We start from the raw sequence: 24,928 nt of genomic DNA on the forward strand, positions 1-24,928 counted from the left end.
CCCGACACCTGCCCCCACACCCGCCCCGACACTGCCTCCGACAGCGGACACCACCGCCCCGCCCGGAGACCGGCCCATCGCGGCGGAGGGCCCGCCGCCCAGTGCGTCTCCACCCGTTGCCGGGCCGCCTGCCGCGGCCCCCCCAGTGCCCCCCGACGAACCGAAAGTCATCGCATCGGGCGTGCCTCAGATCGTCGAAGTGCCCGCGGCGATCGTCGACCCCGCGTTGCGGAGCGACCCGGCGACGGCCGCGGTCTTCATCGAAACACCTCGCACGGCCGCGGGTGTCCTTGCCGAGCGCCGCGACCTGGTCACGATCGCGTTCGAGCCGAACGTGGAATTCACTTTCGACGGCTTCCACGGGCTCGACGGTTCCGCCTCGCCCATCAGCGCGGAGGAACTGCAGCGGCGCCTGCACTCCAACGAATTCCTCCAGGAGCTCGACCGCGCGCGAGACAAGCTGCGCGAGGAATTCGACCTCGACCGGTCCGTCTCGATCACGGTGGCCGGCGTCTCGCTCGGCGTCTCCGTGGCCTACGTGCTGTGGCTCGTGCGCGGCGGCGTCCTCATGGGCAGCTACCTTTCCGCCTTGCCCGCCTGGCGCCTGCTCGACCCGCTGCCGGTGCTTTCGCACATGGACGACGAAGACGACGAGGAAGACGACGTGCTCGGCAAAGAGCGCGCGCGCCGCGGCGATGCGCTGAGAGGCTTCTCGTGAAGTTGCTCGGCACGCGTTCGTACATCGCGCTCGGGCTCGTCTCGATCGTGAGCACCGCGCTGCTCGCGGCTTCGTTCTTCGGCCTCATCCCCGACCGCGCGGCGGCGGTGCGCGAAGGACGGCTCGCGCTGGCCGAATCGGTGGCAGCCGCCGCGACCGCGATCCTCGGCGGCGCCGACCAGCGGCGGCTGCCGGACGTGCTGCAGTTCGTGGTGAAGCGCAACGAGGACCTGCGCTCCATCGGCCTTCGCAGTCACGAAGGGCGGCTCGTGCTCGCGGTGGGCGAGCATGCGCGCCGCTGGCAGCCGATGGATTCGCCCGCCGCGCAAGACAGCCAGGTCGAGGTGCAGCTCTTCGCCGACGGCCACCCCTGGGGACAGCTCGAGATGCGTTTCGCGCCGCTCGCCGCACCGGGCCTCGAGGGCATCGCGCGCACGCCGCTCATCGTGCTGCTCGCCTTCTGCGGCACGGTGTGCTTCATCGCCTTTTACGTGTACCTCACGCGCGTGCTGCGCCATCTCGATCCGTCCAAGGCGATTCCGCCGCGCGTGCGCTCCGCGCTCGATTCCCTCACCGAAGGCCTCCTCGTCGTCGACCAGAAGCAGCAGGTGGTGCTCGCCAACGATGCGTTCGTGCGCCTTGCCGGGCGCACGAACGAGAGCCTCATGGGCTCGCCGGTGGCGGCCATCGAATGGCGCGACGAGGCCGGCGCGATCCTGCCCGCGCAGGCGCAGCCGTGGCTCGCCGCGCTCGAGCACGGTGAAGTCCAGCGCGACCGCCGCCTCACGCTCGTGGATGCGAAGGGGCAGCTGCGCAACTTCGTCGTCAACTGCTCGCCCGTGCTCGCGTCATCGGGGCGCGCGGGCGGCGTGCTGATCAGCCTGGAGGACGTGACGCAACTGGAGCAAAGCAAGGCCGCGCTCGAAACCGCCAAGGAGGAAGCTGAATCGGCCAACCGCGCGAAGAGCGAATTCCTCGCCAACATGAGCCACGAGATTCGCACGCCGATGAACGCGATCCTCGGCTTCACCGAGCTGCTGCGGCGCGGCTACGGGCGCGGCGAGCGCGACGCTTCGCACTATCTCGAAACCATCCGCGCGAGCGGGCGCCACCTGCTTGCGCTCATCAACGACATCCTCGATCTGTCCAAGGTGGAAGCTGGGCAGCTCTCCATCGAGCGCCTTCGCTTCGCGCCGCACGAGGCGATGCTCGCGGCCGTCGAAGAGCTCGGAGTGAAAGCGCGCGAGAAATCCATCGCGCTCACCGCGGCGGTGCAAGGCCGCGTTCCGGCGGCCGTGCTCTCCGACCCCGCGCGCGTGCGGCAGGTGCTGCTCAATCTCATGAGCAACGCCATCAAGTTCACCGAACGCGGAGGCGTCACCGTCACAGCGAGCTGCGAGGCGGGCCGGTACCGCATCGTCGTTCGCGACAGCGGCATCGGCATCGCCGAGGACAAGGTGGAGTCGATGTTCGACGCGTTCACGCAGGCCGACGCGTCCATCAGCCGGCGCTTCGGCGGCACCGGGCTCGGCCTCGCGATCAGCCGGCGTCTCGCGCGCGCCCTCGGCGGCGACGTCACCGCGCAAAGCGAGCCGGGAGTCGGCACGGCGATGACGTTCACGTTCGATACGGGCGATCTCGCGGACGTCGAGTGGATCGACGCTGGGCAGGCGCTTGCCGCGAAGGCCACGGTGGACGCCGTGCGCAAGCCCCGCTGGCGCATCCCCGAGTCGCGCGTGCTGGTGGTGGACGACGGTCCCGAAAACCGCGAGCTCGTCTCGCTCGTGCTCGCCGAGCAGGGGCTGTGGGTCGAGGAGGCCGAGAACGGACGCGCGGCGCTCGACCGGCTCGCCGCGCATCCGTTCGACCTCGTGCTGATGGACATGCAGATGCCGGTGATGGACGGCTTCGCCGCCACGCGCGAGCTGCGCAGGCTCGGCGTGAGCGTGCCCGTCGTAGCGCTCACGGCCAACGCGATGAAGGGCTACGAGGAGGAACTGCTCGCCGCGGGGTGCACGGCATATCTCACGAAGCCCGTGGACATCGATGGGCTCATTGCCGAAGTCGCGCGGCTGCTGGGCGGCGAGGAACTGCGCGATTTGCAAGTCACGGCCGCTCCCGCGGCGGCCACCGAGTTCGCGCCGGAAGCGGCGGCGGAGTCCCCGCAGCTCGAACCCATCCGCTCGCGCTTCGCGATGAACGCGCGCCTTGCGCCGATCGTTCGCAAGTTTCCCGCGCGGCTCGCGGAGCTGCTCGCCACCGCGCGCGCCGCGAAGGATTCGGGCGACATGGCGCAGCTCGCTCGCGTGGCACACGCGCTCGCCGGCGGCGCCGGCACGCTCGGCTACGATGCATTCACGCAACCCGCCCGCGAACTCGAAGCGCACGCCCGCGCGGGCGAGACCGGCGAAGCGGCGCGGCTGCTGCTCGACATCGAGGGCATGTCGGCCCGCGTGGAGGTGCCGCAAACATGACGGAAGATTGGACCGGACGATCCCATGGCAACGAATTCAGCTGACGCCGCGGACGACCGCCCGCGCGAGGCGCCCGAGACGACGCCGATCATGTTCCCGCCCGTGGGCGGGCTGATCGAGGAAGCGCTGCTGGTCGCCTCGCCGCGCCAGGGTAGCGGCTCGCACCGCTCGTCGAACGCGCTTGCCGACGCCGCGATCATGATGGTCGACGACGAGGCGCTCAACATCGAGATGACGCAGGCCTTCCTGCAGGAGGCCGGTTACCGCAACTTCATGCACACGAGCGACTCGCGCACGGCGATCGCGCTGCTGCACGAGCGGATGCCGGCCGTGCTGCTGCTCGATCTGTCGATGCCCGAGGTGAGCGGCATGGACATCCTGAACGAGATGCGCGAGGACCCCTTGCTCAGGCACATTCCGGTCATCGTGCTCACGGGCGCGACCGATCCGCAGGCGAAGCTGCAGGCCCTGGCCGCGGGCGCGATGGATTTCCTTCCGAAGCCCGTCGACCCGAGCGAGCTCGCGCTGCGTCTTCGCAATACGCTCGCCGCCACGGCCTACCGCGATTTCCTCACGCATCACGACAGCCTCACGGGCCTGCCGAACCGCCTGATGTACAGCCGGTACATGGCCGACGTCATCGCCGACAGCGAAGCGCGCGGCGCGCGCGGCGCCGTTGTGCATGTCGGAGTCGACCGGCTGGGCCCCGTGAACGACGCGCTCGGACGCGCCGTAGGCGACCATGTGCTCGTGCGGCTTGCAAAGCGGCTCGCCAGCTCGGTGGAAAGCGAAGTGGGCGGCGAGCTGGGAAGCGAAACGCACCAGCCGCGCCTGTTTCGCTTCGAGGGCGACGAGTTCGCGATCGTGCTGCCGCACGTCGAAGGCGAGGAGATGGTCGCGGCGTTCATCAGCCGCCTCATGGAGGAGGCGGGCTGCGCGTTGAACCGCGGCGGCCAGACGCTCTTCGTCACCTGCAGCATCGGCATCGCGCTCTTTCCGCAGGACGCGCGCGGCTTCGACGAGCTCGCGGGCAAGGCGAGCATCGCGCTGCGCAAGGCGAAGGAGCGCGGCCCGCACAACTACGAGTTCTTCTCGCCCGAGCTGGGCCGCAGCGCCGCGGCGAGCCTGGGCGCTGCCGCCGAACTGCGGCTTGCCATGCGCCACGACCAGATCGCCCTGCGCTTCGAGCCATGCTTCGATGCGCAACTGGGCTGGATGGTTTCGGCGCAGGTCGTGCCCACGTGGCTGCGCGCGGGCGGCGCCATCGCGGGCGATGCGCTGCTGGACCTCATGGCGAGCACCGACCTCGGGCGCGAATTCGCCGAGTGGCAGCTGGAGGAGGTGCAAAGCGTGCTTGCCGCGTGGCGCGCGGAAGGACACGACTGCGTGCCGCTGCGCATCAGCCTGTCGGTGGCGCAGATCGCCCCCGCGGCGTTCCTGCCGCTTGCCCGCAAGGCGGTGCGCGACGGACTGGACCCGCGTCTTGCCATCGTCGAGTGGCAGCGCGTGCCGGGCGCGGAGGAACTCTCCACCTCGGATGCGCAGGCCCTGATCGCGCTCGCGCGAATGGACTTGCGTATTGGCGTGGGGAGGTTCGGCGTCGCCGCGGGCTCTCTCATCGCGCTCGCGCACCTGCCTATCGATCAGGTGCGGCTCGATGCGTCGCTCATGCGCGAATTCGCCTCCGATGCGCGGACCGAAACCGTCGCGCGGCAGTCGATCGCGCTTGCCAAGGGCATGGGTTGGAAGTGCGTCGTGACCGCCGTGGAAAACCTGCACCAGCTCGACGTGCTGCGCCATCATGGGGCCGACCAGTACTGCGGCCCGGTGGCGGATCAGCCGCTCGAGGCGCAGGAGTTCGCGCGCAAGCGCCTCGCGCCCCGCCGCAAGGGCCTGCAGGGCGGACCGGGCGCGCAGGGGCACTGAGGGACGAGGGCGGCCGCATCGGTTGCGGGCCGCTACCCTTTGGTGCATCATCGCGCGGCATCGAGGAGGAGACCTTCGTGGAGTCGTATTCGCGATTCGCCGCGGCCGCATGGCTCATGGCGGCTCTTTTTCATGGCGCTCATGCCGCCGACTGCGCGCCGCATGACCGGCAGTGCCTGGAGCAGCAGCAGCGCGCTCAGCGGGCGGCGCAGCAACAGCAGCAACAGCTGCAGCAACAACAACAGCAGCAGCAGCAGCGCGCGCAACAGGAAGCGCAGATGCGGGCGCAGCGCGAGGCCCAGATGCGGGCGCAGCAGGAAGCCCAGCAGCGTTCCGCCCGAGAGGCTCAGCAGCAACAACAACAACAACTGCAGCAGCACCGAGCGCAGATGGAAGCGCAGCAGCGCGTGCAGCAGGAGGCGCAACAGAGGGCGCAGCAGAGGGCGCAGCAGCAGCAACAGCGCGCGCAGCAGGAATCGCAGCAGCGCGCCCAGCATGACGCGCAACAGAGGGCGCAAGAGCAGCAGCAACAGCAACAGCAGCAACATCGCGCGCAGCAGGAGGCGCAGCAGCGCGCCCAGCACGACGCGCAGCAGAGGGCGCAACAGCAGCAGCAACAGCGCGCGCAGCAGGAGGCGCAGCAGCGCGCCCAGCATGACGCGCAGCAGAGGGCGCAGCAAGAACAACAGCGTGCACAGCAGGAAGCGCAGCAGCGCGCCCGGCATGAGGCCGAACAGAGGGCGCAGCAACAGCGCGCACAGCAGGAAGCGCAGCAGCGTGCGCAACGCGATGAGCAGCGGCGGGCACAGACACCGCAGCATCCGCAGCCACCGTCTGTGCCGAATGGGGCCCGGCCGCAGGCGCCTCTGCCGCATTCGCAGCAGTTCGCCGCACCGCAGCAACATCAGCAACAGCAACAGCAGCAGCATCAGCAGCAACAGCAACGCCTGCCTCAGGCGCACCAGGCCTCGCCCGTGCAGTCCATGCAGCCGGTCGCCCCCTTGCAGCAGGCCCGCCCCTTCGCCCCGCCTTCGCAGGGGCCGCTTGCGCAGCCGGGCGGTCCGATGGCGGTCAAACCGCCACAGGCCTTCGCCCCGCCAGGCGGCGTCCAGGCGCCCGGCACGGCCGCGCCCCCCGCGCCCGCGCAGCCTGCCGCAGCGGCGTCGCAACGACAGCCGCCAGGCCGCGCCCTCGCGCTGAACGGCAACACGACCCTCACGCCGCGCGGCGCGCGCGGCGGCTTCGCGGCGAATCAGCAGAACCCCGACGGCTCGCGCACGGTGATGGTCAATCGCACGACGCCCACGGGCGCGCCTCTCGTGAGCGGCTTTCGCCAGACCGAAGACCGGCGCAACGCAACGGTGAGTCGCCTCTACTCGCAGGGCTATCGCGTGACGCAGGCGCCCGACTACAGCGCGCGGCGCATCGGCGCGGGCGCGAGCTTCTTCAACTACACGAACGGCCTGCGCGCCGCGACGTTCGCGAACGGCCAGCCCTTCTATCGCGAGAAGTACGGCACGCAGCGCCTGGGCGGCGCGCCCGTGCGAATCATCGAGCGCACGGTCTATGCCGACTACTTCCGCGGCGCGCCCTACTTCTACCGGGCGCCTGTCGTGCGCACCTACTACGAGGAACCGGTCTACGGCATCCCCGTGTACGTCTGGCGTCCGAGGCTCTTCGAGCGCGTGTTCTATTCGATCTTCTGGCGGCCGCTCGCGGTGCCGGTCGTGATCGCACCGGCCTGCGTGTACTGCCCTGGCCGCGTGGTGTCCTTCGCGAGCCCGGTCGAAAGCTATGCCGACCCGATCGACCTCATGGGCGACCTGCAGATATCCAGTGCCTTCGCCGAAGGCGCCGTTCCCGTGCCGGCCGACGCGCCGGAGATGGCGTCGCTCAGGGGCGAGCTGGGCGAAGTGCAGCAGCAGGTGCAGCAAGGGCTCGCGGACAACACGGTGCGATCGCAGCTCGCCGCTCAGGGCGCCGACCCCGATGCCATCAAGGCGGCCGCGGTGAACACGAGCCAGGCGATCGACGCGATGACGCCGGTGCAGGTGCCCGAGGAAGTGCGGCAGGAAATCCGCCAGCAGGTGCGCCTTGCGATCGCGCAGCACGAGAACGGGCACATGCCGACGGTGGCGGACATCGCGAACTCCGGGTACATGCGAATCTATCTCTTCCAGGCCTCGGCGCCGCTCACGGTGCGCGATGCGGACACGGGCGACGAATGCCTGCTCAACTCGGGCGACCTGATCCGCCTGGCCGCCCCGCCGAACGGCACCGGCGTGGCGCGCACGGTGGTCGTCACGAGCCGCGTGGGAAGCTGCGTGCCGAAGCAGCAGGTGGAGGTGCCCCTGCCCGACCTGCAGGACATGCTCAACGGCTTCTACCTGCGCGTGGAAGACAACATGAAGCGCGTGCAGGCCTGCACGCGCAGGCCCGACTGCCTGCGTACCTGAGGAAGACGTTTCCCATGGACATGACACCGAAGGGGCTCGCCCCCGGCTCCACCGACACCGCGGGAGCTTCCTCGCGCTGGATCGCGCCGCTGCTGGCCGTCGCCGTGGCTGTAGCGGCCGCGGGCGCGGGCTATTTCGGCTGGCAGGCGAAGACCCAGCGCGACGAGGCGGCTCGGCAGGTGCAGCAGGACGCGGCGGATGCCGAACGCAGGACCGCCGAGGCGAACGCCGCCGCGGCGGCCGCAGTCGCCGCCAAGGCACGGGCCGCGGGCGCGCAGGCTGAACGCGAGCGAGCCGAAATCGCATCCGCGCAACAGGCGCTTGCCCGCGCGATCGAGGAGGAGGAAGCGCTCGCGCGCAAGAACCCGCAGTGAACGCCCCCCGGCGAGGCGCACTTGATGCGGATCAAGCCGCATGCGAGCGGCGGCGCTTCGGGAATCCCCGAAGACGGGATTGCATTCTCGAAAGCGTAGACTGCCAAGCGGTCCTGCCACCGAAATGAAGAGCTGTTCTCGGCCCCGGCCCGGGGCCGTGTGCGAGGCAGGCGAAGGAGACATCCCTCTTGCAGCCGTCGAACATCAACGATCCGGCCTACTTCCACAAGGTCGTCGATTGCCAGTGGGCGTGCCCGGCCCATACCCCCGTTCCCGAATACATCCGCCTGATCGCGCAGGGCCGCTACAGCGACGCCTACATGATCAACTGGGTGTCCAACGTGTTCCCGGGCATTCTCGGGCGCACGTGCGACCGCCCTTGCGAGCCCGCGTGCCGCCGCGGCCGCGTGGAGGAGAACAACGCGGGCGATCCCGAGCCTGTGGCCATCTGCCGGCTGAAGCGCGTGGCCGCCGACAACAAGGACGCGAGCGTGAGGCAGCGCATGCCGCGCAAGGGCGAGAGCAACGGAAAGCGCATCGCGTGCGTCGGCGCGGGGCCCGCGTCGCTCACCGTCGCGCGCGATCTCGTGCCGCTCGGCTACGACGTCACCGTGTTCGACGGCGAAGCGTCGACCGGCGGCTTCATGCGCACGCAGGTGCCGCGCTTTCGCCTGCCGGAGGAAGTGATCGACGAGGAATGCGGCTACATCCTCGAGATGGGCACGCGCTTCGTGGGCGGGCGCAACATCGATTCGATGAAGTGGCTGCTCGCGCAGGGCTACGACGCGATCTTCGTCGGCTGCGGCGCGCCGCGCGGGCGCGACCTCGACATCCCCGGGCGGACGGAAGCCGCGAAGCACATCCACATCGGCATCGACTGGCTCGCGTCCGTGTCGTTCGGGCACATCACGCGGATCGGAAGGCGCGTGATCGTGCTCGGAGGCGGCAACACCGCGATGGATTGCTGCCGGTCGTCGCGGCGCCTGGGCGGCGACGACGTGAAGGTGATCGTGCGAAGCGGCTTCGAGGAGATGAAGGCCTCGCCCTGGGAGAAGGAAGATGCCATGCACGAGGGCATCCCGATCGTGAACTACCACGTGCCCAAGGCCTTCATCCACGAAAGCGGCGAGCTGAAGGGCATGACCTTCGAGATCGTGCGCGCCGAATACGACGCGAAGGGCAACCGCAAGCTCGTGCCCACGGGAGAGCCCGACGCCTTCTTCGAATGCGACGACGTGCTGATCGCCGTCGGCCAGGAAAACGCCTTTCCCTGGATCGAGCGCGACAGCGGCATCGAATTCGACAAGTGGGGCCTGCCCGTGCTCGACAAGGACACGCTGCAGTCGACCGTGCCCAACGTCTTCTTCGGCGGCGATGCGGCGTTCGGTCCGAAGAACATCATCACGGCCGTCGCGCACGGCCACGAAGCCGCGGTCTCGATCGACCGCATGCTGAACGGCGAGGACGCGAAGGTGCGCCCGCCGCCCACCGTGAACCTGATGTCGCAGAAGATGGGCATCCACGAGTGGAGCTACGACAACGACACGTCGCTCGACCTGCGCTTCAAGGTGCCGTGGGCAAAGGCGGAGAAGGCGCTCGCGAGCATCAAGGTCGAAGTCGAACTCGGCTTCGACACGAAGACGGCGCTCAAGGAAGCGCACCGGTGCCTCAACTGCGACGTGCAGACGGTCTTCACGCAGCAGCTTTGCATCGAGTGCGACGCGTGCGTGGACATCTGCCCGATGGACTGCATCACCTTCACCGGCAATGACGAGGAGCCCGAGCTCAGGCGGCATCTGAAGGCGCCCGCGGTCAATCTCGCGCAGGCGCTGTACGTCTCCGGCACGCTCAAGACGAACCGCGTGATGGTGAAGGACGAGGACGTGTGCCTGCACTGCGGCCTGTGCGCCGAGCGCTGCCCGACGGGCGCGTGGGACATGCAGAAATTCCTTCTGGACATGACGCACGCGGGGCCGAAGTGCCGCGACGGCGTGCTTCGTGGCGAGGCGGCGGCAGCAGTGGCGGCGGCGGAGTGAGCATGAACGACATCCAGGCGGTCAACGATTTCGTCGTCAAGTTCGCGAACGTGAACGGCTCGGGCTCGGCCTCGGCCAACGAGCTCTTCGCCAAGGCAATCCTGCGCATGGGCGTGCCGGTGAGCCCGCGCAACATCTTCCCGAGCAACATCCAGGGCCTGCCCACGTGGTACGAGGTGCGGGTGAGCGAGGCGGGCTGGCTCGGCCGGCGCGGCGGCGTGGACATGATGGTCGCGATGAATCCGCAGACCTGGGACGCCGACGTGGCCGAGCTCTCGCCGGGCGGCTATCTCTTCTACGACAGCACGCGGCCGATGCCGCGCGAGCGGTTTCGCGACGACATCACGGTGATCGGCATGCCGCTCACCGAAATCTGCAACGCGGTCTACACCGACCCGCGGCAGCGGCAGCTTTTCAAGAACATCGTGTACGTGGGCGCGCTCTCGGTCCTGCTGGAAATCGAGCCGGAGGTGATCGAAAAGCTCTTCGGCGAGCAGTACAAGGGCAAGGAGAAGCTGCTCGCCTCCAACGTGCAGGCGCTGCATCTCGGCCGCGACTTCGCCAAGGAACACCTGAAGTGGCCGCTCGGCATCCGCGTGAAGCGCGCGGACAAGGTGGGCGAGCGCATCTTCGTGGACGGCAACGCCGCGGCCGCGCTGGGCGCGGTGTACGGCGGCGCCACCGTCTGCGCGTGGTATCCGATCACTCCCTCGTCCTCCTGTGCGGAGGCGTTCCAGCGTTTCTGCGCGCGCTATCGCGTGGATGCGAACACGGGCCAGAACCGCTTCGCGATCGTGCAGGCCGAAGACGAGATCGCATCGATCGGCATGGTGGTAGGCGCGGGGTGGAACGGCGCGCGAGCCTTCACCGCAACGTCCGGGCCGGGCGTCTCGCTCATGACCGAGTTCATCGGCCTCGCCTATTTCGCCGAGATCCCCGTCACGATCATCGACGTGCAGCGCGGCGGCCCTTCGACCGGCATGCCGACGCGCACGCAGCAGGCCGACTTGCTCGCGGCCGCCTACGCATCGCACGGCGACACGAAGCACATCCTCCTGCTTCCCGAGGATCCGCACGAATGCTTCGAGCACGCGGCTGCGGCGCTGGACCTCGCGGACCGGCTGCAGACGCCCGTCTTCGTGATGACCGATCTGGACATCGGGATGAACCAGCGCCTGTGCGATCCGTTCGAATGGGACGACGCGAGGATGTTCGACCGCGGCAAAGTGATGACCGCCGAGGAGCTCGAGGCGGGCCGCGACTTCGGCCGGTACAAGGACGTGGACGGCGACGGCATCCCGTGGCGCACGTTGCCCGGCACGCATCCGACGAAGGGCGCGTACTTCACTCGCGGCACCACGCGCGATCCGTATGCGCGGTATTCCGAGCGCGGCCCGGATTACGTCTACAACATGGAGCGGCTGCTGAAGAAGTTCCGCACCGCCGCGGCGCTCGTGCCGCAGCCGGTGATCCGCGTCGCGCACGAGCCGACGCCGCTCGGCGTCATCTACTTCGGCTCGACCAGCCCCGCGATGCAGGAAGCGCTGGAAGCGCTCGCGGCGGCGGGCATCCACGTGGACGCGATGCGGCTGCGGGGCTTTCCGTTTCCCGACAGCGTGGCTGAATTCATCCGCGTGCACGAGCGCGTGTTCCTCGTCGAGCAGAACCGCGACGCGCAGATGCACAGCCTCATCGTGAACGAGCTTCAGATCGACCCGGCCAGGCTCGTGAAGGTGCTGCACTACGACGGCACGCCGATCACCGCGCAGTTCATCACGCACGCGATCACGCAGCAAGTGGGAAGCAAGATCAAGGAGGACGTCGCATGACGTACATCGCCAAGCCGCGCCTGCACCATCCGACGCTCGAGACCAACAAGGTCGGATACACGCGGCGCGACTACGAAGGCAAGGTCTCCACGCTGTGCGCGGGCTGCGGGCACGATTCAATCTCGGCGGCCATCGTGCAGGCCTGCTGGGAGCTCGACATCGAACCGCACCGCGTGGCCAAGCTCTCGGGCATCGGCTGCAGCTCGAAGACGCCGGACTACTTTCTCGGTGCGTCCCACGGCTTCAACACGGTGCACGGGCGCATGCCTTCGGTGCTCACGGGCGCGAACCTCGCCAATCGCGAGCTGCTGTATCTCGGCGTTTCGGGCGACGGGGACTCCGCCTCGATCGGGCTCGGGCAGTTCGCGCATGCGATGCGCCGCGGCGTGCGCATGGCCTACATCGTGGAGAACAACGGCGTCTACGGCCTCACCAAGGGGCAGTTCTCCGCGACGGCCGACAGCGGCTCCAAGAGCAAGAAGGGCGTGGTGAATCACGACAGTCCGGTGGACCTGGTCGCGATGGCGCTGCAGCTGGGCGCGACGTACGTGGCGCGGGGGTTCTCGGGCAACAAGGACCAGCTCGTGCCGCTCGTGAAGGGCGCGATCACCCACGGCGGCGCTGCTTTCATCGACGTCGTGAGTCCCTGCGTTGCCTTCAACAACCATCCGGGCAGCACGAAGAGCTACGACTACATCCGCGAGCACAACGAGGCCGTGAGCCGTATCGACTTCATCTCGGGCCGCGACGAGATCACCGTGGCCTATGCGCCAGGTGAAGTGGTGGACGTGCGGCAGCACGACGGCACCATCCTGCGCCTGCGCAGTCTTCACTCGGACTACGACCCGACGGACCGCTATGCGGCGATGGCGTACATGCAGCACCACCAGGCGCGCGGGGAGATCGTGACGGGGCTGCTTTATGTTGACCCGCTCGCGACCGACCTGCACACTGCGCTCAATACGAGCGACAAGCCGCTCAACGCGCTCGGGCCCGACACGCTGTGTCCCGGGGCGGTCGCCTTGTCGAAGATCAACGCGGCGCTGCGCTAGGGCGCGCGACAATTTCGAGGAAGGAGGCTCCGCATGGCCGAGAGAACCGTATTCCAGTCACTGTCGCAAAAGCACGTGCTGAGCGTGCCGCCGCAAGGCACCGTCCGGGAAGCGGCGTGCGCCATGGCCCGGGCGGGGGTCGGCAGCATTCTCGTGATGGAGCCGCCGGACAAGCTCCTGGGCATCCTTACCGAGCGCGACCTGATGAACCGGGTGCTCGCGAAATCGGTGGACCCCGACACCACGTCGGTTCGCGCCGTGATGACGCCCAACCCCATCTGCGTCCCGCCCGAGACGACGGTGGCGAACGCGGTCGTCATCATGATCGAGCGGGGCTTCCGCCACATCCCCATCGTCGCGCCGGGCAACCGCATCCTGGGCGTGTTTTCCGTGCGCGATGCGCTGCCGCGTGAAGTGAGCGCGGCGCTCAGCCAGACGGAGTTCAACGAGCAGGTGAACGACGCGCTCGGCTGATGGGGGCGCAAGCGCCTTCGTGAAGAATCGCGTCGAGACTTTCGGCTAGTTGCTTTGGTAGACCCTCCGCGCCACAAATAGGCACCTGGACTTCTTTGTGCCGGGCGACGGAGGTTCCACATGACATCCGCACAGACCGACTGGCCGGTTTCCGCCCTGCAGGCGTTCACGCTGAGAATGGCCGGCCACGGTTTTCCCGTCAGCAGCACCCTCATGAAGCACGACCGGCTCTATGCGCTGCAGCAGCTTCAGCTCGCGCATACGCTGGCCGACACCGGACTGCGAGAGATGGCAGTCGAATTGTTCCGGCACTTCGAAAGGCGGCAGTCCGGCCTCGCGCTTGCTGCCTAGAGTGTTGGCGGCACAACGGTCTGACGGACGGGCTGTTACTCCCTCTCCCTCTGGGAGAGGGTTGGGGTGAGGGCACGCCCCTGCCGATGAGGCCAAGGGGCTTCGCCTCGCGTGGCGAGACGTTCGCATAGTGTTCGCCCCCATGTGAAACACCAAGAATGCATCGCAAGGGAGCTACGTGTTCGAGCCTGTTGTCCGGAGGTGCGATGGACGTCCTGCTTGCGAATCCCAGAAGTTTCTGTTCCGGTGTCGATCGTGCGATCGCCATCGTCGAACAGGCGCTCGAAAGCTTCGGTGCCCCGGTCTACGTCTACCACGAGATCGTGCACAACAACGTCGTGCTCGGCGCCCTGAGCGGCAAGGGCGCGCACTTCATCACCTCGCTCGACGAAGCGCCCAATGGCGCGGTGCTCGTCTTCAACGCGCACGGTGTCCCGCAACGCATCATGCGCGAAGCCGAGCATCGCGGGATGCGCGTGTTCGATGCGACGTGCCCGCTCGTGAACAAGGTGCATCACGAAGTCGTGCGCCATCGCGCGCAGGGCCGGGAGGTGATTCTCGTCGGCCAGGCGAAGCACGACGAGATCATCGGCACGATGGGCCAGGTGGAAGGCGGCGTGCACGTCGTGGAAACCGTCGCCGACGTCGCTCGCGTCACGGTGCAGGACCCGCTTCGGGTCGCATGGGCCACGCAGACGACGCTCTCGCTCGACGAAGCGGCGGAACTCGTCGGCGCCATCCGCGCAAGATTTCCGGATGCGGTCGGACCGAAGACCGACGACGTCTGCTACGCCTCGCAGAACCGGCAGTCCGCCGTGAAGATGATGGCGCCGAAGTGCGACGTGATCATCGTCGTGGGCTCGGTGCAGAGCCACAACACCGGCCGTCTCGCGGCGGTGGCCGAAGAGCACGGAGCGCGCGCCTACCGCGTCGACCGCGCGGAGCAGGTCGACCCCGCATGGCTCGTGGGCGCCGCACGCGTCGGCGTGACGGCCGGGGCCTCGGCGCCGCCGCAGCTCGTGAACGACGTGGTCGCGATGCTCAAGGCCGCCGGCGCGACCAGGGTCCACGAGCTCGATGGGCCCGAAGAGAAGGTCACCTTCCCGATGCCCAAGGGCATGCGGCCGATGCGGTCCTCGTTCTCCGCGCTTGGCCGCTCCGGCCTGGCCATGTCCTCGCAAATGCGGCTGGGAGCGTAACGATGCAGTTCGAACAGACGAGTGCGCAGTCTTCCGTCACCCACACGATCGTCGCCGGCGGGCTCGCGCGGCCCCGCGATCCGGAAGATACGCTCCCGCCGATCGCGCGTCCCAGGTCCGATGTCCCCGACGCAGCGGCCATCGCATTGCTCCCGTTGATCGAAAGTCCCGCGCAGCTGCGCCGTCTCTCGCGCGCGCAACTGCATCAGCTCGCACGCGAACTGCGCGAATTCATCGTGCGCAGCGTCTCCGGCACGGGCGGCCACCTGTCGTCCAACCTGGGCACCGTCGAGCTCGCCATCGCGCTGCACTACGCGTTCGACACGCCGCACGACCGGCTCGTGTGGGACGTCGGGCACCAGGCCTATCCGCACAAGATTCTCACGGGCCGCCGCGATGCCATGGCCTCGCTGCGGCAGTTCGGCGGCATGAGCGGGTTTCCGCGCCGCGACGAGAGCGAATACGACGCTTTCGGCACCGCGCACTCGTCGACTTCCATCTCCGCCGCGCTCGGCATGGCCGTGGCGGCGAAGCTGAAGGGGGAGAGCCGCAAGGCGGTCGCCATCATCGGCGATGGCGCGCTCACCGGCGGCATGGCCTTCGAGGCCTTGAACAACGCGGCCGCGTGCGGCGCCGACATGCTCGTCATCCTGAACGACAACGACATGTCCATCTCGCCTTCGGTGGGCGCGTTGAAGCATTCGCTCGCGTGCAGCACACGCGTCGGGTGCCGCACGATCTTCGAGGAGCTCGGCTTCCACTACACCGGGCCGATCGACGGCCACGATCTCGACTCGCTCGTGCCCGCGCTGCGGAATGCGCGCGAGCTGAAGGGCCCGCAGTTGCTCCACGTCGTCACAAAAAAAGGGCAGGGCTACGCGCTCGCCGAGGCCGACCCCGTGGCCTATCACGGGCCCGGCAAGTTCGATCCCGCCGTGGGATTGAAGAAATCGCAAGCGCCCTCGAAGCCGACTTACACGCAGGTCTTCGGGCAATGGCTCTGCGACATGGCCGCGAAGGACGAGCGGCTGGTCGGCATCACGCCCGCCATGCGCGAAGGGTCGGGCATGGTCGAATTCGCGCGCCGATTTCCGAAGCGGTATCACGACGTCGCCATCGCCGAGCAGCACGCCGTCACGTTTGCCGCGGGCCTGGCCTGCGAAGGGCTGAAGCCGGTCGTCGCGATCTATTCGACTTTCATGCAGCGCGCCTACGATCAGGCGATCCACGATGTCGCGATCCAGAAGCTGCCCGTCGTCTTCGCGCTCGATCGTGCCGGCGTCGTCGGCGCCGATGGTGCGACGCACTGCGGTGCGTTCGACATCGCCTTCCTGCGGTGCCTGCCGAATTTCAGCGTGCTCGTTCCCGCCGACGAGAGCGAGTGCAGGCAGATGCTCACTACCGCGTTCGATCAGGATCACCCGGTGGCCGTTCGGTATCCGCGCGGCGAAGGTGTGGGCGTTGCCGTGCCGCCTGAGCTCGCCTCGCTGCCGTGGGGCCGTGGCGAGGTTCGCCGCAAGGGAAGGCGCATTGCCATCCTTGCCTTCGGCACGTTGCTCCATGCCGCATGCGCCGCGGGCGAGCGGCTCGATGCGACGGTGGCGAACATGCGCTTCGTGAAGCCGCTCGACGTGGAACTGCTGCTCGATCTCGCGCGCACGCACGATGCGCTCGTCACGGTGGAAGAGGGCTGCGTGAAGGGCGGCGCCGGCAGTGAAGTGCTGGAGGCGCTCCAGGCGCACGGCGTGTGCACGCGGGTGCTGCAACTCGGCTTGCCCGATGCATTCGTGGAGCACGGCGATCCGGCGAAGATTCTGCAGGGCGCGGGGCTCGATGCGCCAGGCATCGAGCGCGCGATCGCGCAGCGGTTCTGCTGAGTCGCGCTCAGGCGCCGCGCAGGCGTCGGGGCGACAGCGCCACCGCATCCACGCCTTGCTCGCGCAACGCGGCAGGCAACGGTTCTGCGAGCAGCAGCGACGACGCGAAGGAAGACGCCCCGGCCGCGCTCTGGATGCCATAGCCGCCCTGGCCCGCGAGCCAGAAGAATTCAGGCACCGCATCGTCGAAGCCGATCACGATTTCGCCGTCGGGCGCGAAGGTTCTCAGTCCCGCCCAGGTCGCGGTCGGGCGGCGGATGCTCAGCGTGGTCACCGATTCGATGCGATCGATCCCGATCGCGATGTCGAGTTCTTCCGGCACGACGTCGTGCGGCGCGACGGGGTCCGCGTTGGCGGGTGAACCGAGGAGCTGTCCGGCATCGGGCTTGAAGTACCAGCTTTCGTCGATGCCGGCGACGGTGGGCCAGCGGGCAGTGTCGATGCCTTCCGGCGGCCTGAAGGTGAACGCACTGCGGCGGCGTGGCTCGAAGCCGAGTGGCGCCGCACCGAAGGCACGTGCCACGTCGTCGGCCCAGGCGCCCGCCGCATCGACGACGACGTGCGCGCGAACCGCTTCGCCCTCGGCAAGCGCGATCTCCCAGACGTCCTGAGATCGTTTCGCCCCGACGACTTCCGAGCTCGTGCGCACTGTGCCGCCCGCGCGCCGGAAGCCGCGCAGAAAGCCTTGATGCAGCGCGCCGACGTCGATGTCCTGCGCGTCGCGTTCGTAGAGCGCCTCGTGGACGAATCCGGGTCGCAGGCAGGGCGCCATCGCGAGCGCCGCCGCGCCATCGAGCCGTTCGATCGCGCCGCCCGTCGAGGCGAGGGCTGCGTACGTCTCGTCGAGCAGGGGGGCCTGTTCGCGCGTCGCCACGTAGAGCGCGCCTCGCGGATGCAGCAACGCGACTTCGCTGAAGCCCGCGGGCGGCGATTCGTAGAAGGCGCGGCTCGCGCGCGTCAACGCCCGCACCATCGGCGGGCCGTAGCTTTCCATGAACATCGCCGCCGACCGGCCGGTGGAGTGATACCCGGGCTGCGATTCGCGCTCCAGCAGCACGGTGCGCCGGTGCGGCGCGAGGCGGTAAGCGAGCGATGCGCCCGCGATGCCGGCGCCGATGATCGCGATGTCGAAGTCGGTCATGTACAATTTCCCGTACATATGTCGGAAGGCTCAACCATGGATGCCATCAGCTACACCTCCGCCCGAGCCAACCTGGCCAAGACCATGAAGCGAGTATGCGACGATCATGAAGCGGTCATCATCACTCGCAACGGCGAGGAATCGGTGGTGATGCTGGGCCTGGAGGATTTCAAGGCCCTCGAGGAAACAGCATACCTGCTGCGCAGCCCCGCGAACGCCCGGCGGCTGCTCGCCGCCATGCAGACGCTCGAATCCGGCAAAGGCAAGGTGCGGAAGCTCGCGAAGTGAAGCTGGTGTTCGCCGAGCAGGCCTGGGAGGACTACGTCTATTGGCAGCAGCAGGACAAGCGGATGGTGAAGCGGATCAACGACCTGATTCAGCACGCGGTCCGCGACCCCTTCGCCGGCATCGGCAAGCCGGAACCGTTGAAACATGCGCTGTCGGGCTACTGGTCGCGGCGAATCACCGACGAACACAGGATGGTCTACAAGCCACAAGGGGACGCGCTGCTCATCGCTCAACTGCGGTTTCACTACTGACGCGGGTCGTCATGCCCTGCATCACTGCCCGCGCTTCCCCCGCTCCCGCGCCCGCACCAGCGCCGCTTCGATCACCGACCTCTTTCTCGCGAGCTCCTCGCCCTGCGCATCCCGGGTGAGCCCTTCGAGGTCCGCGAGCTTCGCTTCGGCCTTCTTCTGCAGACGTTCTTCATGCTCCACGGCTTCGCGCGCGAGGCGCACCTGCCGGAATTCGTAGCGTTCCTGCGCCTGCCTCGCCTCGCCTTCGCTCCACGCCCGCCATCCGGTGCGCTCGCCCGTCACGTTCTCGAGCGCGATGCAATCCACCGGGCACACCGGGATGCACAGCTCGCAGCCCGTGCAATACGGCTCGATCACGGTGTGCATCCGCTTGTGGGTCCCGAGGATCGCGTCGGTCGGGCACGCCTCGATGCACAGCGTGCAGCCGATGCACCAGTTCTCGTCGATGATCGCGACCGCTCGCGGCCCTTCCACGCCGTTGTCCGGATTCAGCGCAGGGACGGGCTGTCCGGTGATCGCCGCGAGCCGGGCAATGCCTTCGGCACCGCCGGGAGGGCACTGGTTGATCCGCGCTTCGCCCGCGGCGATGGCCTGCGCATACCCGGCGCAGTCCGGATAGCCGCAGCGCGTGCACTGGGTCTGGGGCAGCGCGGCATGGATGCGCCGCGCCTCGTCGTTCACTTCGACCGGCCGTTCCTGCGCGCCCTCGCGGCCTTGGGCAGCGTCGAGCGCGAGGCGGCAGCCGGCGCCGCGCGGGGACCGTCGTTGAACTGCCGGATGAAGTCGCGCACCTGCGGGTACACGATCTCGCGCCAGCGGCGGCCGCTGAAGATGCCGTAGTGGCCCGCGCCCTCCACCTCGAGGTGCTTTTGCCGCGACTTGGGCACGTTCACGCACAGCTCGTGCGCGGCGGCCGTCTGGCCGGAGCCCGAGATGTCGTCGAGCTCGCCTTCGATCGTGAAGTGCGCGGTGGTCGTGATGTCCTCGGGGCGCACGCGTTCCAGCTCGCCCGTCTCGCTGATCACGTCCCACGTGCCGTTCACGAGCGCGAATTCCTGGAACACGATGCGAATCGTCTCGAGGTAGTAGTCCGCGTCCATGTCGAGCACCGCGTTGTATTCGTCGTAGAACTGCCGGTGCGCTTCGGCCGACGCGTCGTCGCCCGCGATCAGGTGCTTGAAGTAGTCGTAGTGCGAAAGCAGGTGCCGGTCCGGATTCATCGCGACAAAGCCCGCGTGCTGCAGAAACCCAGGGTAGACGCGCCTGCCGTCGCCCGGAAAGTTCGGCGGAACGCGGTAGATCACGTTCGCCTCGAACCAGGCGAAGCTCTTGTTCATGGCGAGGTTGTTGACCGCGGTGGGCGACCTGCGCGCATCGATCGGTCCGCCCATCATGGTCATGGTAAGCGGCGTGGGCTCGCCGCGCGACGCCATGAGCGACACGGCCGCGAGCACGGGCACCGTGGGCTGGCACACGCTGATCACGTGGCAGTTGCCGTAGATGCCCTGCAGATGGCGGATGAAGTCCTCGACGTAGTGCACGTAGTCGTCGAGGTGGAATTCGCCCTCGTCCGTGGGCACCATGCGCGCGTTCTTCCAGTCGGTGATGTAGACCTTGTGGTCGCGCAGCATGGTGCGCACCGTGTCGCGCAGGAGCGTGGCGTAGTGGCCCGAGAGGGGCGCCACCAGCAGCACCACGGGCTGGCCCTTCAGCTTGCCGAGGATGGCGGGGTCGTCCGAGAAGCGCTTGAAGCGGCGCAGCTCGCAAAACGGCTTGTCGACTTCCACGCGTTCGTGGATCGCGACTTCCTTGCCGTCGATGTCGACCGAGGTGATGCCGAATTCAGGCTTCTCGTAGTCCTTGCCGAGCCGGTAGAGCAAGTCGTACGCGGCCGACATCCGCTGCGCGTAAGGCGTCTGGCCGAACGGCGACAGCGGGTTGCTGTAGAGCTTGGACGCCGCCTGCGCGAAGTCGGCGAAGGGCTCCATCAGGGACCGCTGGGTTTCGTAGAGTTGATAGAGCATCGCGGGGCCCGCTTCTATAGGTTGTTGCGGTGCAATATACCAGTCGCACCGGTTTCGTGTAGAGGCGAGGAACTACTGATCCGTTGGTCTCGCTGCCGTCAGCGCCGTGTCAGAAGCCGCTTTCGCGGACGATGACCGAGATCGCGGTCTCGAGCACGCCGGCCAGGAGCGACGAACGTTCCCCCGAAATCACGGCCGTGCAAAGCGTCATCTGCTCGCGCGCGGGGCGCCCCTGCAGGTCGATGCGCACGCGAAAGAGCCCGTCGCGCACCACGCGTTCCTGGCCGCGGTCTTCCGCGCGCGGGGGCAGGGTGACGATCGGCCCGCCCGAGGCCGCGTCCAGCATCGCGTAAGGCAGCGTCGCGGTGCGGGCCGTGTCGATCTCGAGCACCCGCCCCTGCGCCACGCGCGGCTCGCGCGCGCCGATCACGATGCTCACGCTGTCGCCCGGGTGGATGCGGGCGACGTCATCCTCCGCCACGTAGACTTCGGCGACCCAGCTGGTCGGATCCACGAGCAGCGCGAGCGGCTGTCGCGGCTGCACCCAGACGCCCGCGCGCAACTGCGGATCGATGTCCACGAGTTCGCCCTTGAACGGCGCGACGAGGTTCATGCGCGACTGCTCGCCACTGAAGACACCCGCCTCGGCGAGGAGCCGGTCGCGTTCGGCCTGCAGCAGCGCGCGGCGCTCCTCGCCGTCGGGCAGGCCGCTCAGGCCCACGAGCTCCAGGGCGCGCGCGTCGGCCAGGACCTGGGAACGGTGCTGGTTGCTTCTGAGTTCGGGCGCGGCAAGGGAAAAAAGCAGATCGCCTTGGCTCAGCTGCCTGCGCGCGGGCAGCGAGGTGAGCTCTCCGGCGCGCGGGGAAAAGACGAGGTGCTGGCGCCCGGCATGCACCACCCCCGCGCCATGCACGCCGGAATGCCACGGCACCGCGAGGCCCAGCCCGAGGAGAATTGCGATCGCGGCCGCGGCTCGCTTGCGAGTCGAGCCAACCTCGGCCCGGCGTTGCCACCACGCGCGCAGCTCGGTGTGGATCGGCCGCACGATGAACCATCCGACTTCCACCGCCATCAGCGCCAATCCGAGCAGCTTGAAGAAGTACAGGTACACGAGGGTCGCGATGCCGAGGAACACCGTGAGGCGGTAGCACCACGTGAACAGCGCGAACGCGATGAGGCCGCGCCTGCGCGCCGGAGGCATTGCTTCGGGCCACGGCACGGCAAGGCCGAGCACAGTGCGCCGCAGCCACGCGCGCGCGAGATTGCCCGCGCGCTCGTGGAGATTGGGGAAATTCAGCAGGTCGCTCGCGATGAAGTAGCCGTCGAACCGCATGAAGGGGCTCGCATTCACGAGGAGGGTCAATACCCACGACGTGCTCGCGAGGAAGAACATGGCGGTGCGAAACGACCCTTCGGGCGAGAGGCTCCACAGCAGCGTCGCGATGCCCGCGAGTGCCAGCTCCGTGAGGATGCCCGCGCTCGCGATCGCCAGGCGCTGCCGCGGGCTCGTGAGCTTCCAGCTCTCGCTCGTGTCCGTGTAGAGCATCGGAAAGAGCACGACCATCGCCACGCCCATGTGCGCGACGCGAACACCGAAGCGCGTGGCGGTGACGGCGTGACCGAGTTCGTGCAGCGTCTTGGCGAACATGAGGGCCAGCGCGTAGCCGAGCGCGCCTTCCCAGCTCAGGTGGTCGATGAAGCTGCGGCTGAACGTGTCCCACTGGTGCACGACGAGCGCGAGGCCGATCGCGCTCGCGAGGCACACGACGCCGAGCGTCGCCCGAGAAAAGAGCCAGCGCACGTAGGGCAGCATCCGTGCGAGCGTGTCCTGCGGCCGCACGAGCGGCAAGCGGAAAAAGAGATAGTTGTGCAGAAGCCATTCGGCCGGCGTCCGCCGCATCGACTCGGCCCGGCGGCGCATCGCGTCCACGGCCGCGGGGCCGGTGGGCTGCAGCAGGCTGTGCTGCTCGAGGAAGCGCCCGAGGGAGAGGACGTCGTCGGAGTCGGCGTGCAGCGTCGTTTCGTCGCACACGGATTTCGCGATCGCCTCGGGTGTCGCGAGCGACCAGCGCACGAGCATCTCGAAATCCATCCACCCGATGCGGTAGAAGCGGTTCGTGACGGGGTCGTGGATCATCCATGCGGGCGAGCCGTCGGCGTTGGCGTCGGCTGGAAGCAGCCGCAATTCCTCGCGCGGCCGAGGCAGGCGCGCGGGCGGGGCCGCGCCCAGGGTCAGAGCCCGGTCCATTCCCGCACCGCGGCGATGGGACGCCTGAAGAGGTAGTAGCCGAGGATGGTCCAGTCGCCCGACACGCGCGCCGTGCCGCGCAGCCCGATGCGCGCGCTGGAGGTGGCGGCGCCGTCGAAGCGGCCCCGCACGCGGTACGAAGCCACGCCGGCCGGGCTTTGCACCGGCTGGTAGCTCGTTTCCACGAGCGACGCCGCGAGCGGACTGAGCGGCTGCGTGTGCAGGAAAAGGCGGATCGGCGCGCCCGGGTCGAGATTGATCGCGTCGGCCACAGGCAGCCACACGAGGACGCCCGCATCGCGTGGGTCGGCGAGCTGCATGATGCGCTCGCCGGTCTGCACCGGGCGGCCGAGCCAGTCGTTGGCGTCGCCGAAGATGATGACGCCGTCGGCGGGCGCGCGCACCGTGACGCGTTCGAGCGTGCCTTGCGCCAGCTCGAGCTCGGCTTCCTTTTCCTTCACGCGCCCCTCGGCGGCGGCGAGCTCGCCCTTGCTCCTGGTTTCGTCGAACGCCTTCTGCTGCGCGACGAGCAGGTCGGCCCGCGCGCTCGCGAGCGCCCGTTCGGCGACTTCGCGCCGGCTTTCCAGGCCGCGATCGTCGAGCGAAAAAAGCTTGTCGCCCGCTTTCACCGGCGAATTCGGCTGCACGTGGAACGCGCCCACGACGCCGTCCTGCGGCGCGGCGATCGCCACCGAGTTGAGGGCGACGACTTCCGCCGGGGCGACTGCGGAAAGCCGCACTGGAATGAGGAGCACGACGATCGCGGCCACCAGCGCGCGGCGTGCCGTGCGCCGCTGGAAGACCTTCGCGACGAGCGACTTCCAGGGCGTGGGCGAGCGCGTCAGGGCCTGCGCGCAGTAGCCGTAGGTTTCGTGGATGCGTTCCAGCGCGGCGAGCTCGTGCGGCTGCCACGGGTCGTCGCGCGCATAGAGCGCAAGGCCGACGCGTTTGCCGTCGTTGCCGACGAGGTTGCACGCGAGCAGATGCGCCGGAAGCCACTCCTGCCAGCCTTCCACCAGTTCCTCGGGGGCGTTTGCGATCTGGAGCTGTTGCATCCCCGGCTCCACGGGCAGGGCGGCCGCCAGGCGGCCGAGCCACACCGCATAGGGCGTGTCCTCCGCCACGTTCACGAGCCCCGAAGCATGGCTCAGCGCGAGCGAGCCGAGCGGCGTCACCAGGAAGAGCGCGGCTTGCCGGAAGGGCGCGAGCACGCTCGTCTCGTTCACGATCGTGAAGCCGAGCGACTCGGGCGTGGTCGCCGCGAAGGCGCGGCTTTCCAGATGCAGCAGGTTGTCCAGCGCCGGCACGGCAGGGTGCGGTCGCTCGCTCATCGGTTCAATGCAGGGTGTTGAGGTGGGCCACGCCGCTCATGCCCGGCAGGAGCTCCGGATACGGGTGGACCATGGCGGCTTCGATTTCGACGGTCTGGCTCACCGGGTCGACGCGGCTGTTGACCGCGCGGACGCGGGCCTCGTAGGTCTTGCCCGTCTCGTCGATGACGACGTCGAGCACCTTGCCGTCGGCCACGCGCGAGACCATCTTCGACGGCAGGTTCAGCTTCAGCCTGAGCGGTCCGCTCTTCACGAGGTCCAGCAGCGGCTGACCGGGCGTCACGCTCATGAAATTCTTCACGTGCACCTTGGCCACGCGGCCGGCCCAGGGCGCCCGGATGGAGCACTGGGCGATCTGGGCCTTGGTGAGATCCACTTGTCCGCGCGCCTTGTTCACGGCCGCCGCGGCCAGCGCCACTTCGACGTCGCTCGCCTGCTCGAGGCCCTGCATGCGCACGCGCGCCTCGAGCGTTTCCTGCGCGCCCGCGAGCTCGGCCTGCGCCATCTTCAGACGCGCAGTGGGCTCGTCGCAGTCGAAGCCGACGAGCGTCTGGCCCGCACGAAACGGCGCTCCCGTGGCAGCGGCCAAGTGCGTGATGCGGCCCGTTCCGGGGCTGGAGAGCGTTGTTTCGAGTTCGGCGACGAGCAGCACGCGGACCTGGTCGGCGGGGGAGCCGCCCAAGGGCGAAGCGGCAGCCGCCGCAGCCGCCGCAGCCGGAAGGGGCCGCGGCCGTGCCGCCGACGCACCGAGCCGCTGGATGTCGAGGGTGCGCGATGGCTTGAGCTGAGCGGGGTCATCTGCGCGCGCTGGAGCCGACAACGCCGCCGCGAACGCGAGCATGGCCGCGATGGCAGCCGAGGTCTTGCGGATGAACATGC

General features: G+C 68.5%; 21 protein-coding genes. 14 read left to right on the top strand and 7 right to left on the bottom strand.

What is annotated here, in order from left to right; translation table 11 throughout:
- Window positions 1-145 precede the first annotated feature (145 nt).
- The 3 genes from VHA82_RS06785 to VHA82_RS06795 are packed head-to-tail and all read left to right on the top strand — an operon-like array spanning window position 146 to window position 5,118.
- Entirely contained in the window at window positions 146-718 is a 573-nt protein-coding gene (locus VHA82_RS06785; protein ID WP_325541771.1) for a hypothetical protein, read from the top strand.
- A complete protein-coding gene (locus tag VHA82_RS06790) occupies window positions 715-3,192 on the top strand; it encodes a PAS domain-containing sensor histidine kinase (RefSeq protein WP_325541773.1) in 2,478 nt (825 codons plus the stop codon). The genes VHA82_RS06785 and VHA82_RS06790 overlap by 4 nt, the downstream gene beginning before the upstream one ends.
- Before the next feature lie 24 nt (window positions 3,193-3,216).
- Window positions 3,217-5,118, top strand: coding sequence for an EAL domain-containing protein (locus tag VHA82_RS06795; RefSeq protein ID WP_325541775.1), 1,902 nt, complete (start codon window positions 3,217-3,219; stop codon window positions 5,116-5,118).
- 47 nt (window positions 5,119-5,165) lie between these two features.
- Here the strand turns inward: VHA82_RS06795 and VHA82_RS06800 are convergent, their stop codons facing one another.
- The gene (locus tag VHA82_RS06800; protein WP_325541777.1) at window positions 5,166-6,062 is read right to left on the bottom strand and encodes a hypothetical protein; all 897 of its coding nucleotides are present in this window, start codon (window positions 6,060-6,062) and stop codon (window positions 5,166-5,168) included.
- A 39-nt stretch (window positions 6,063-6,101) separates the two neighbouring features.
- On the opposite strand from VHA82_RS06800, the gene VHA82_RS06805 reads away from it, so the two are divergent.
- From VHA82_RS06805 to dxs, 9 genes are all read left to right on the top strand, one after another.
- A complete protein-coding gene (locus VHA82_RS06805; protein ID WP_325541779.1) occupies window positions 6,102-7,574 on the top strand; it encodes a hypothetical protein in 1,473 nt (490 codons plus the stop codon).
- Between the two features lie 14 nt (window positions 7,575-7,588).
- On the top strand, window positions 7,589-7,948 hold the full coding sequence (locus tag VHA82_RS06810) for a hypothetical protein (protein WP_325541781.1): 360 nt from the start codon (window positions 7,589-7,591) through the stop codon (window positions 7,946-7,948).
- Window positions 7,949-8,136: 188 nt separating this feature from the next.
- Window positions 8,137-9,984, top strand: a complete 1,848-nt coding sequence (locus VHA82_RS06815) for an FAD-dependent oxidoreductase (RefSeq protein WP_325541783.1) — start codon at window positions 8,137-8,139, stop codon at window positions 9,982-9,984.
- Between the two features lie 2 nt (window positions 9,985-9,986).
- Entirely contained in the window at window positions 9,987-11,813 is a 1,827-nt protein-coding gene (locus tag VHA82_RS06820) for a 2-oxoacid:acceptor oxidoreductase subunit alpha (protein WP_325541785.1), read from the top strand.
- A complete protein-coding gene (locus tag VHA82_RS06825; protein WP_325541787.1) occupies window positions 11,810-12,865 on the top strand; it encodes a 2-oxoacid:ferredoxin oxidoreductase subunit beta in 1,056 nt (351 codons plus the stop codon). Before VHA82_RS06820 ends, VHA82_RS06825 begins: the two co-directional genes overlap by 4 nt.
- 33 nt (window positions 12,866-12,898) lie before the next feature.
- Window positions 12,899-13,339, top strand: coding sequence for a cyclic nucleotide-binding/CBS domain-containing protein (locus tag VHA82_RS06830; RefSeq protein WP_325541789.1), 441 nt, complete (start codon window positions 12,899-12,901; stop codon window positions 13,337-13,339).
- A gap of 120 nt (window positions 13,340-13,459) precedes the next feature.
- Complete coding sequence (locus tag VHA82_RS06835; RefSeq protein ID WP_325541791.1) at window positions 13,460-13,690, top strand: hypothetical protein; 231 nt, start codon at window positions 13,460-13,462, stop codon at window positions 13,688-13,690.
- A gap of 206 nt (window positions 13,691-13,896) precedes the next feature.
- Window positions 13,897-14,889, top strand: coding sequence for a 4-hydroxy-3-methylbut-2-enyl diphosphate reductase (gene ispH, locus VHA82_RS06840; protein WP_325541793.1), 993 nt, complete (start codon window positions 13,897-13,899; stop codon window positions 14,887-14,889).
- A gap of 2 nt (window positions 14,890-14,891) precedes the next feature.
- Window positions 14,892-16,766, top strand: a complete 1,875-nt coding sequence (gene dxs / locus VHA82_RS06845; protein ID WP_325541795.1) for a 1-deoxy-D-xylulose-5-phosphate synthase — start codon at window positions 14,892-14,894, stop codon at window positions 16,764-16,766.
- Window positions 16,767-16,773: 7 nt separating this feature from the next.
- Here dxs and VHA82_RS06850 read toward each other — a convergent pair whose 3' ends face one another.
- Window positions 16,774-17,907, bottom strand: a complete 1,134-nt coding sequence (locus tag VHA82_RS06850; protein ID WP_325541797.1) for an FAD-binding oxidoreductase — start codon at window positions 17,905-17,907, stop codon at window positions 16,774-16,776.
- A gap of 36 nt (window positions 17,908-17,943) precedes the next feature.
- Here VHA82_RS06850 and VHA82_RS06855 point away from each other — a divergent pair, with 36 nt between their 5' ends.
- A complete protein-coding gene (locus VHA82_RS06855) occupies window positions 17,944-18,195 on the top strand; it encodes a type II toxin-antitoxin system prevent-host-death family antitoxin (RefSeq protein WP_325541799.1) in 252 nt (83 codons plus the stop codon).
- On the top strand, window positions 18,192-18,446 hold the full coding sequence (locus tag VHA82_RS06860) for a Txe/YoeB family addiction module toxin (RefSeq protein WP_325541801.1): 255 nt from the start codon (window positions 18,192-18,194) through the stop codon (window positions 18,444-18,446). Before VHA82_RS06855 ends, VHA82_RS06860 begins: the two co-directional genes overlap by 4 nt.
- 21 nt (window positions 18,447-18,467) lie before the next feature.
- On the opposite strand, the gene rsxB is transcribed toward VHA82_RS06860, so the two are convergent.
- From rsxB to VHA82_RS06885, 5 genes are all read right to left on the bottom strand, one after another.
- Window positions 18,468-19,127 carry an electron transport complex subunit RsxB gene (gene rsxB, locus VHA82_RS06865; RefSeq protein ID WP_325541803.1) on the bottom strand — a complete coding sequence of 220 codons (660 nt, stop codon included), beginning with the start codon at window positions 19,125-19,127 and terminating at the stop codon, window positions 18,468-18,470.
- The gene (locus VHA82_RS06870; protein WP_325541805.1) at window positions 19,124-20,470 is read right to left on the bottom strand and encodes a polyhydroxyalkanoate depolymerase; all 1,347 of its coding nucleotides are present in this window, start codon (window positions 20,468-20,470) and stop codon (window positions 19,124-19,126) included. Before VHA82_RS06870 ends, rsxB begins: the two co-directional genes overlap by 4 nt.
- 109 nt (window positions 20,471-20,579) lie before the next feature.
- Entirely contained in the window at window positions 20,580-22,718 is a 2,139-nt protein-coding gene (locus tag VHA82_RS06875) for an HlyD family efflux transporter periplasmic adaptor subunit (protein WP_325541807.1), read from the bottom strand.
- Entirely contained in the window at window positions 22,703-24,049 is a 1,347-nt protein-coding gene (locus VHA82_RS06880; protein ID WP_325541809.1) for an efflux RND transporter periplasmic adaptor subunit, read from the bottom strand. Before VHA82_RS06880 ends, VHA82_RS06875 begins: the two co-directional genes overlap by 16 nt.
- 4 nt (window positions 24,050-24,053) lie before the next feature.
- Window positions 24,054-24,926: an efflux RND transporter periplasmic adaptor subunit gene (locus VHA82_RS06885; protein ID WP_325541811.1), complete on the bottom strand. Its 873-nt coding sequence runs from the start codon at window positions 24,924-24,926 to the stop codon at window positions 24,054-24,056.
- Window positions 24,927-24,928 lie beyond the last annotated feature (2 nt).

It is taken from the genome of Ramlibacter sp. (assembly GCF_035548915.1).
Lineage (GTDB): Bacteria > Pseudomonadota > Gammaproteobacteria > Burkholderiales > Burkholderiaceae_C > Ramlibacter.

Coding starts and splice junctions, on each gene's coding strand:
- VHA82_RS06795 (WP_325541775.1), top strand. CDS start 3,217: ATGGCAACGAATTCAGCTGACGCCGCGGACGACCGCCCGCGCGAGGCG.
- VHA82_RS06805 (WP_325541779.1), top strand. CDS start 6,102: ATGCAGCCGGTCGCCCCCTTGCAGCAGGCCCGCCCCTTCGCCCCGCCT.
- VHA82_RS06810 (WP_325541781.1), top strand. CDS start 7,589: ATGGACATGACACCGAAGGGGCTCGCCCCCGGCTCCACCGACACCGCG.
- VHA82_RS06820 (WP_325541785.1), top strand. CDS start 9,987: ATGAACGACATCCAGGCGGTCAACGATTTCGTCGTCAAGTTCGCGAAC.
- VHA82_RS06825 (WP_325541787.1), top strand. CDS start 11,810: ATGACGTACATCGCCAAGCCGCGCCTGCACCATCCGACGCTCGAGACC.
- VHA82_RS06830 (WP_325541789.1), top strand. CDS start 12,899: ATGGCCGAGAGAACCGTATTCCAGTCACTGTCGCAAAAGCACGTGCTG.
- VHA82_RS06835 (WP_325541791.1), top strand. CDS start 13,460: ATGACATCCGCACAGACCGACTGGCCGGTTTCCGCCCTGCAGGCGTTC.
- ispH (WP_325541793.1), top strand. CDS start 13,897: ATGGACGTCCTGCTTGCGAATCCCAGAAGTTTCTGTTCCGGTGTCGAT.
- dxs (WP_325541795.1), top strand. CDS start 14,892: ATGCAGTTCGAACAGACGAGTGCGCAGTCTTCCGTCACCCACACGATC.
- VHA82_RS06850 (WP_325541797.1), bottom strand. CDS start 17,907: ATGACCGACTTCGACATCGCGATCATCGGCGCCGGCATCGCGGGCGCA.
- VHA82_RS06855 (WP_325541799.1), top strand. CDS start 17,944: ATGGATGCCATCAGCTACACCTCCGCCCGAGCCAACCTGGCCAAGACC.
- VHA82_RS06870 (WP_325541805.1), bottom strand. CDS start 20,470: ATGCTCTATCAACTCTACGAAACCCAGCGGTCCCTGATGGAGCCCTTC.
- VHA82_RS06875 (WP_325541807.1), bottom strand. CDS start 22,718: ATGGACCGGGCTCTGACCCTGGGCGCGGCCCCGCCCGCGCGCCTGCCT.
- VHA82_RS06880 (WP_325541809.1), bottom strand. CDS start 24,049: ATGAGCGAGCGACCGCACCCTGCCGTGCCGGCGCTGGACAACCTGCTG.
- VHA82_RS06885 (WP_325541811.1), bottom strand. CDS start 24,926: ATGTTCATCCGCAAGACCTCGGCTGCCATCGCGGCCATGCTCGCGTTC.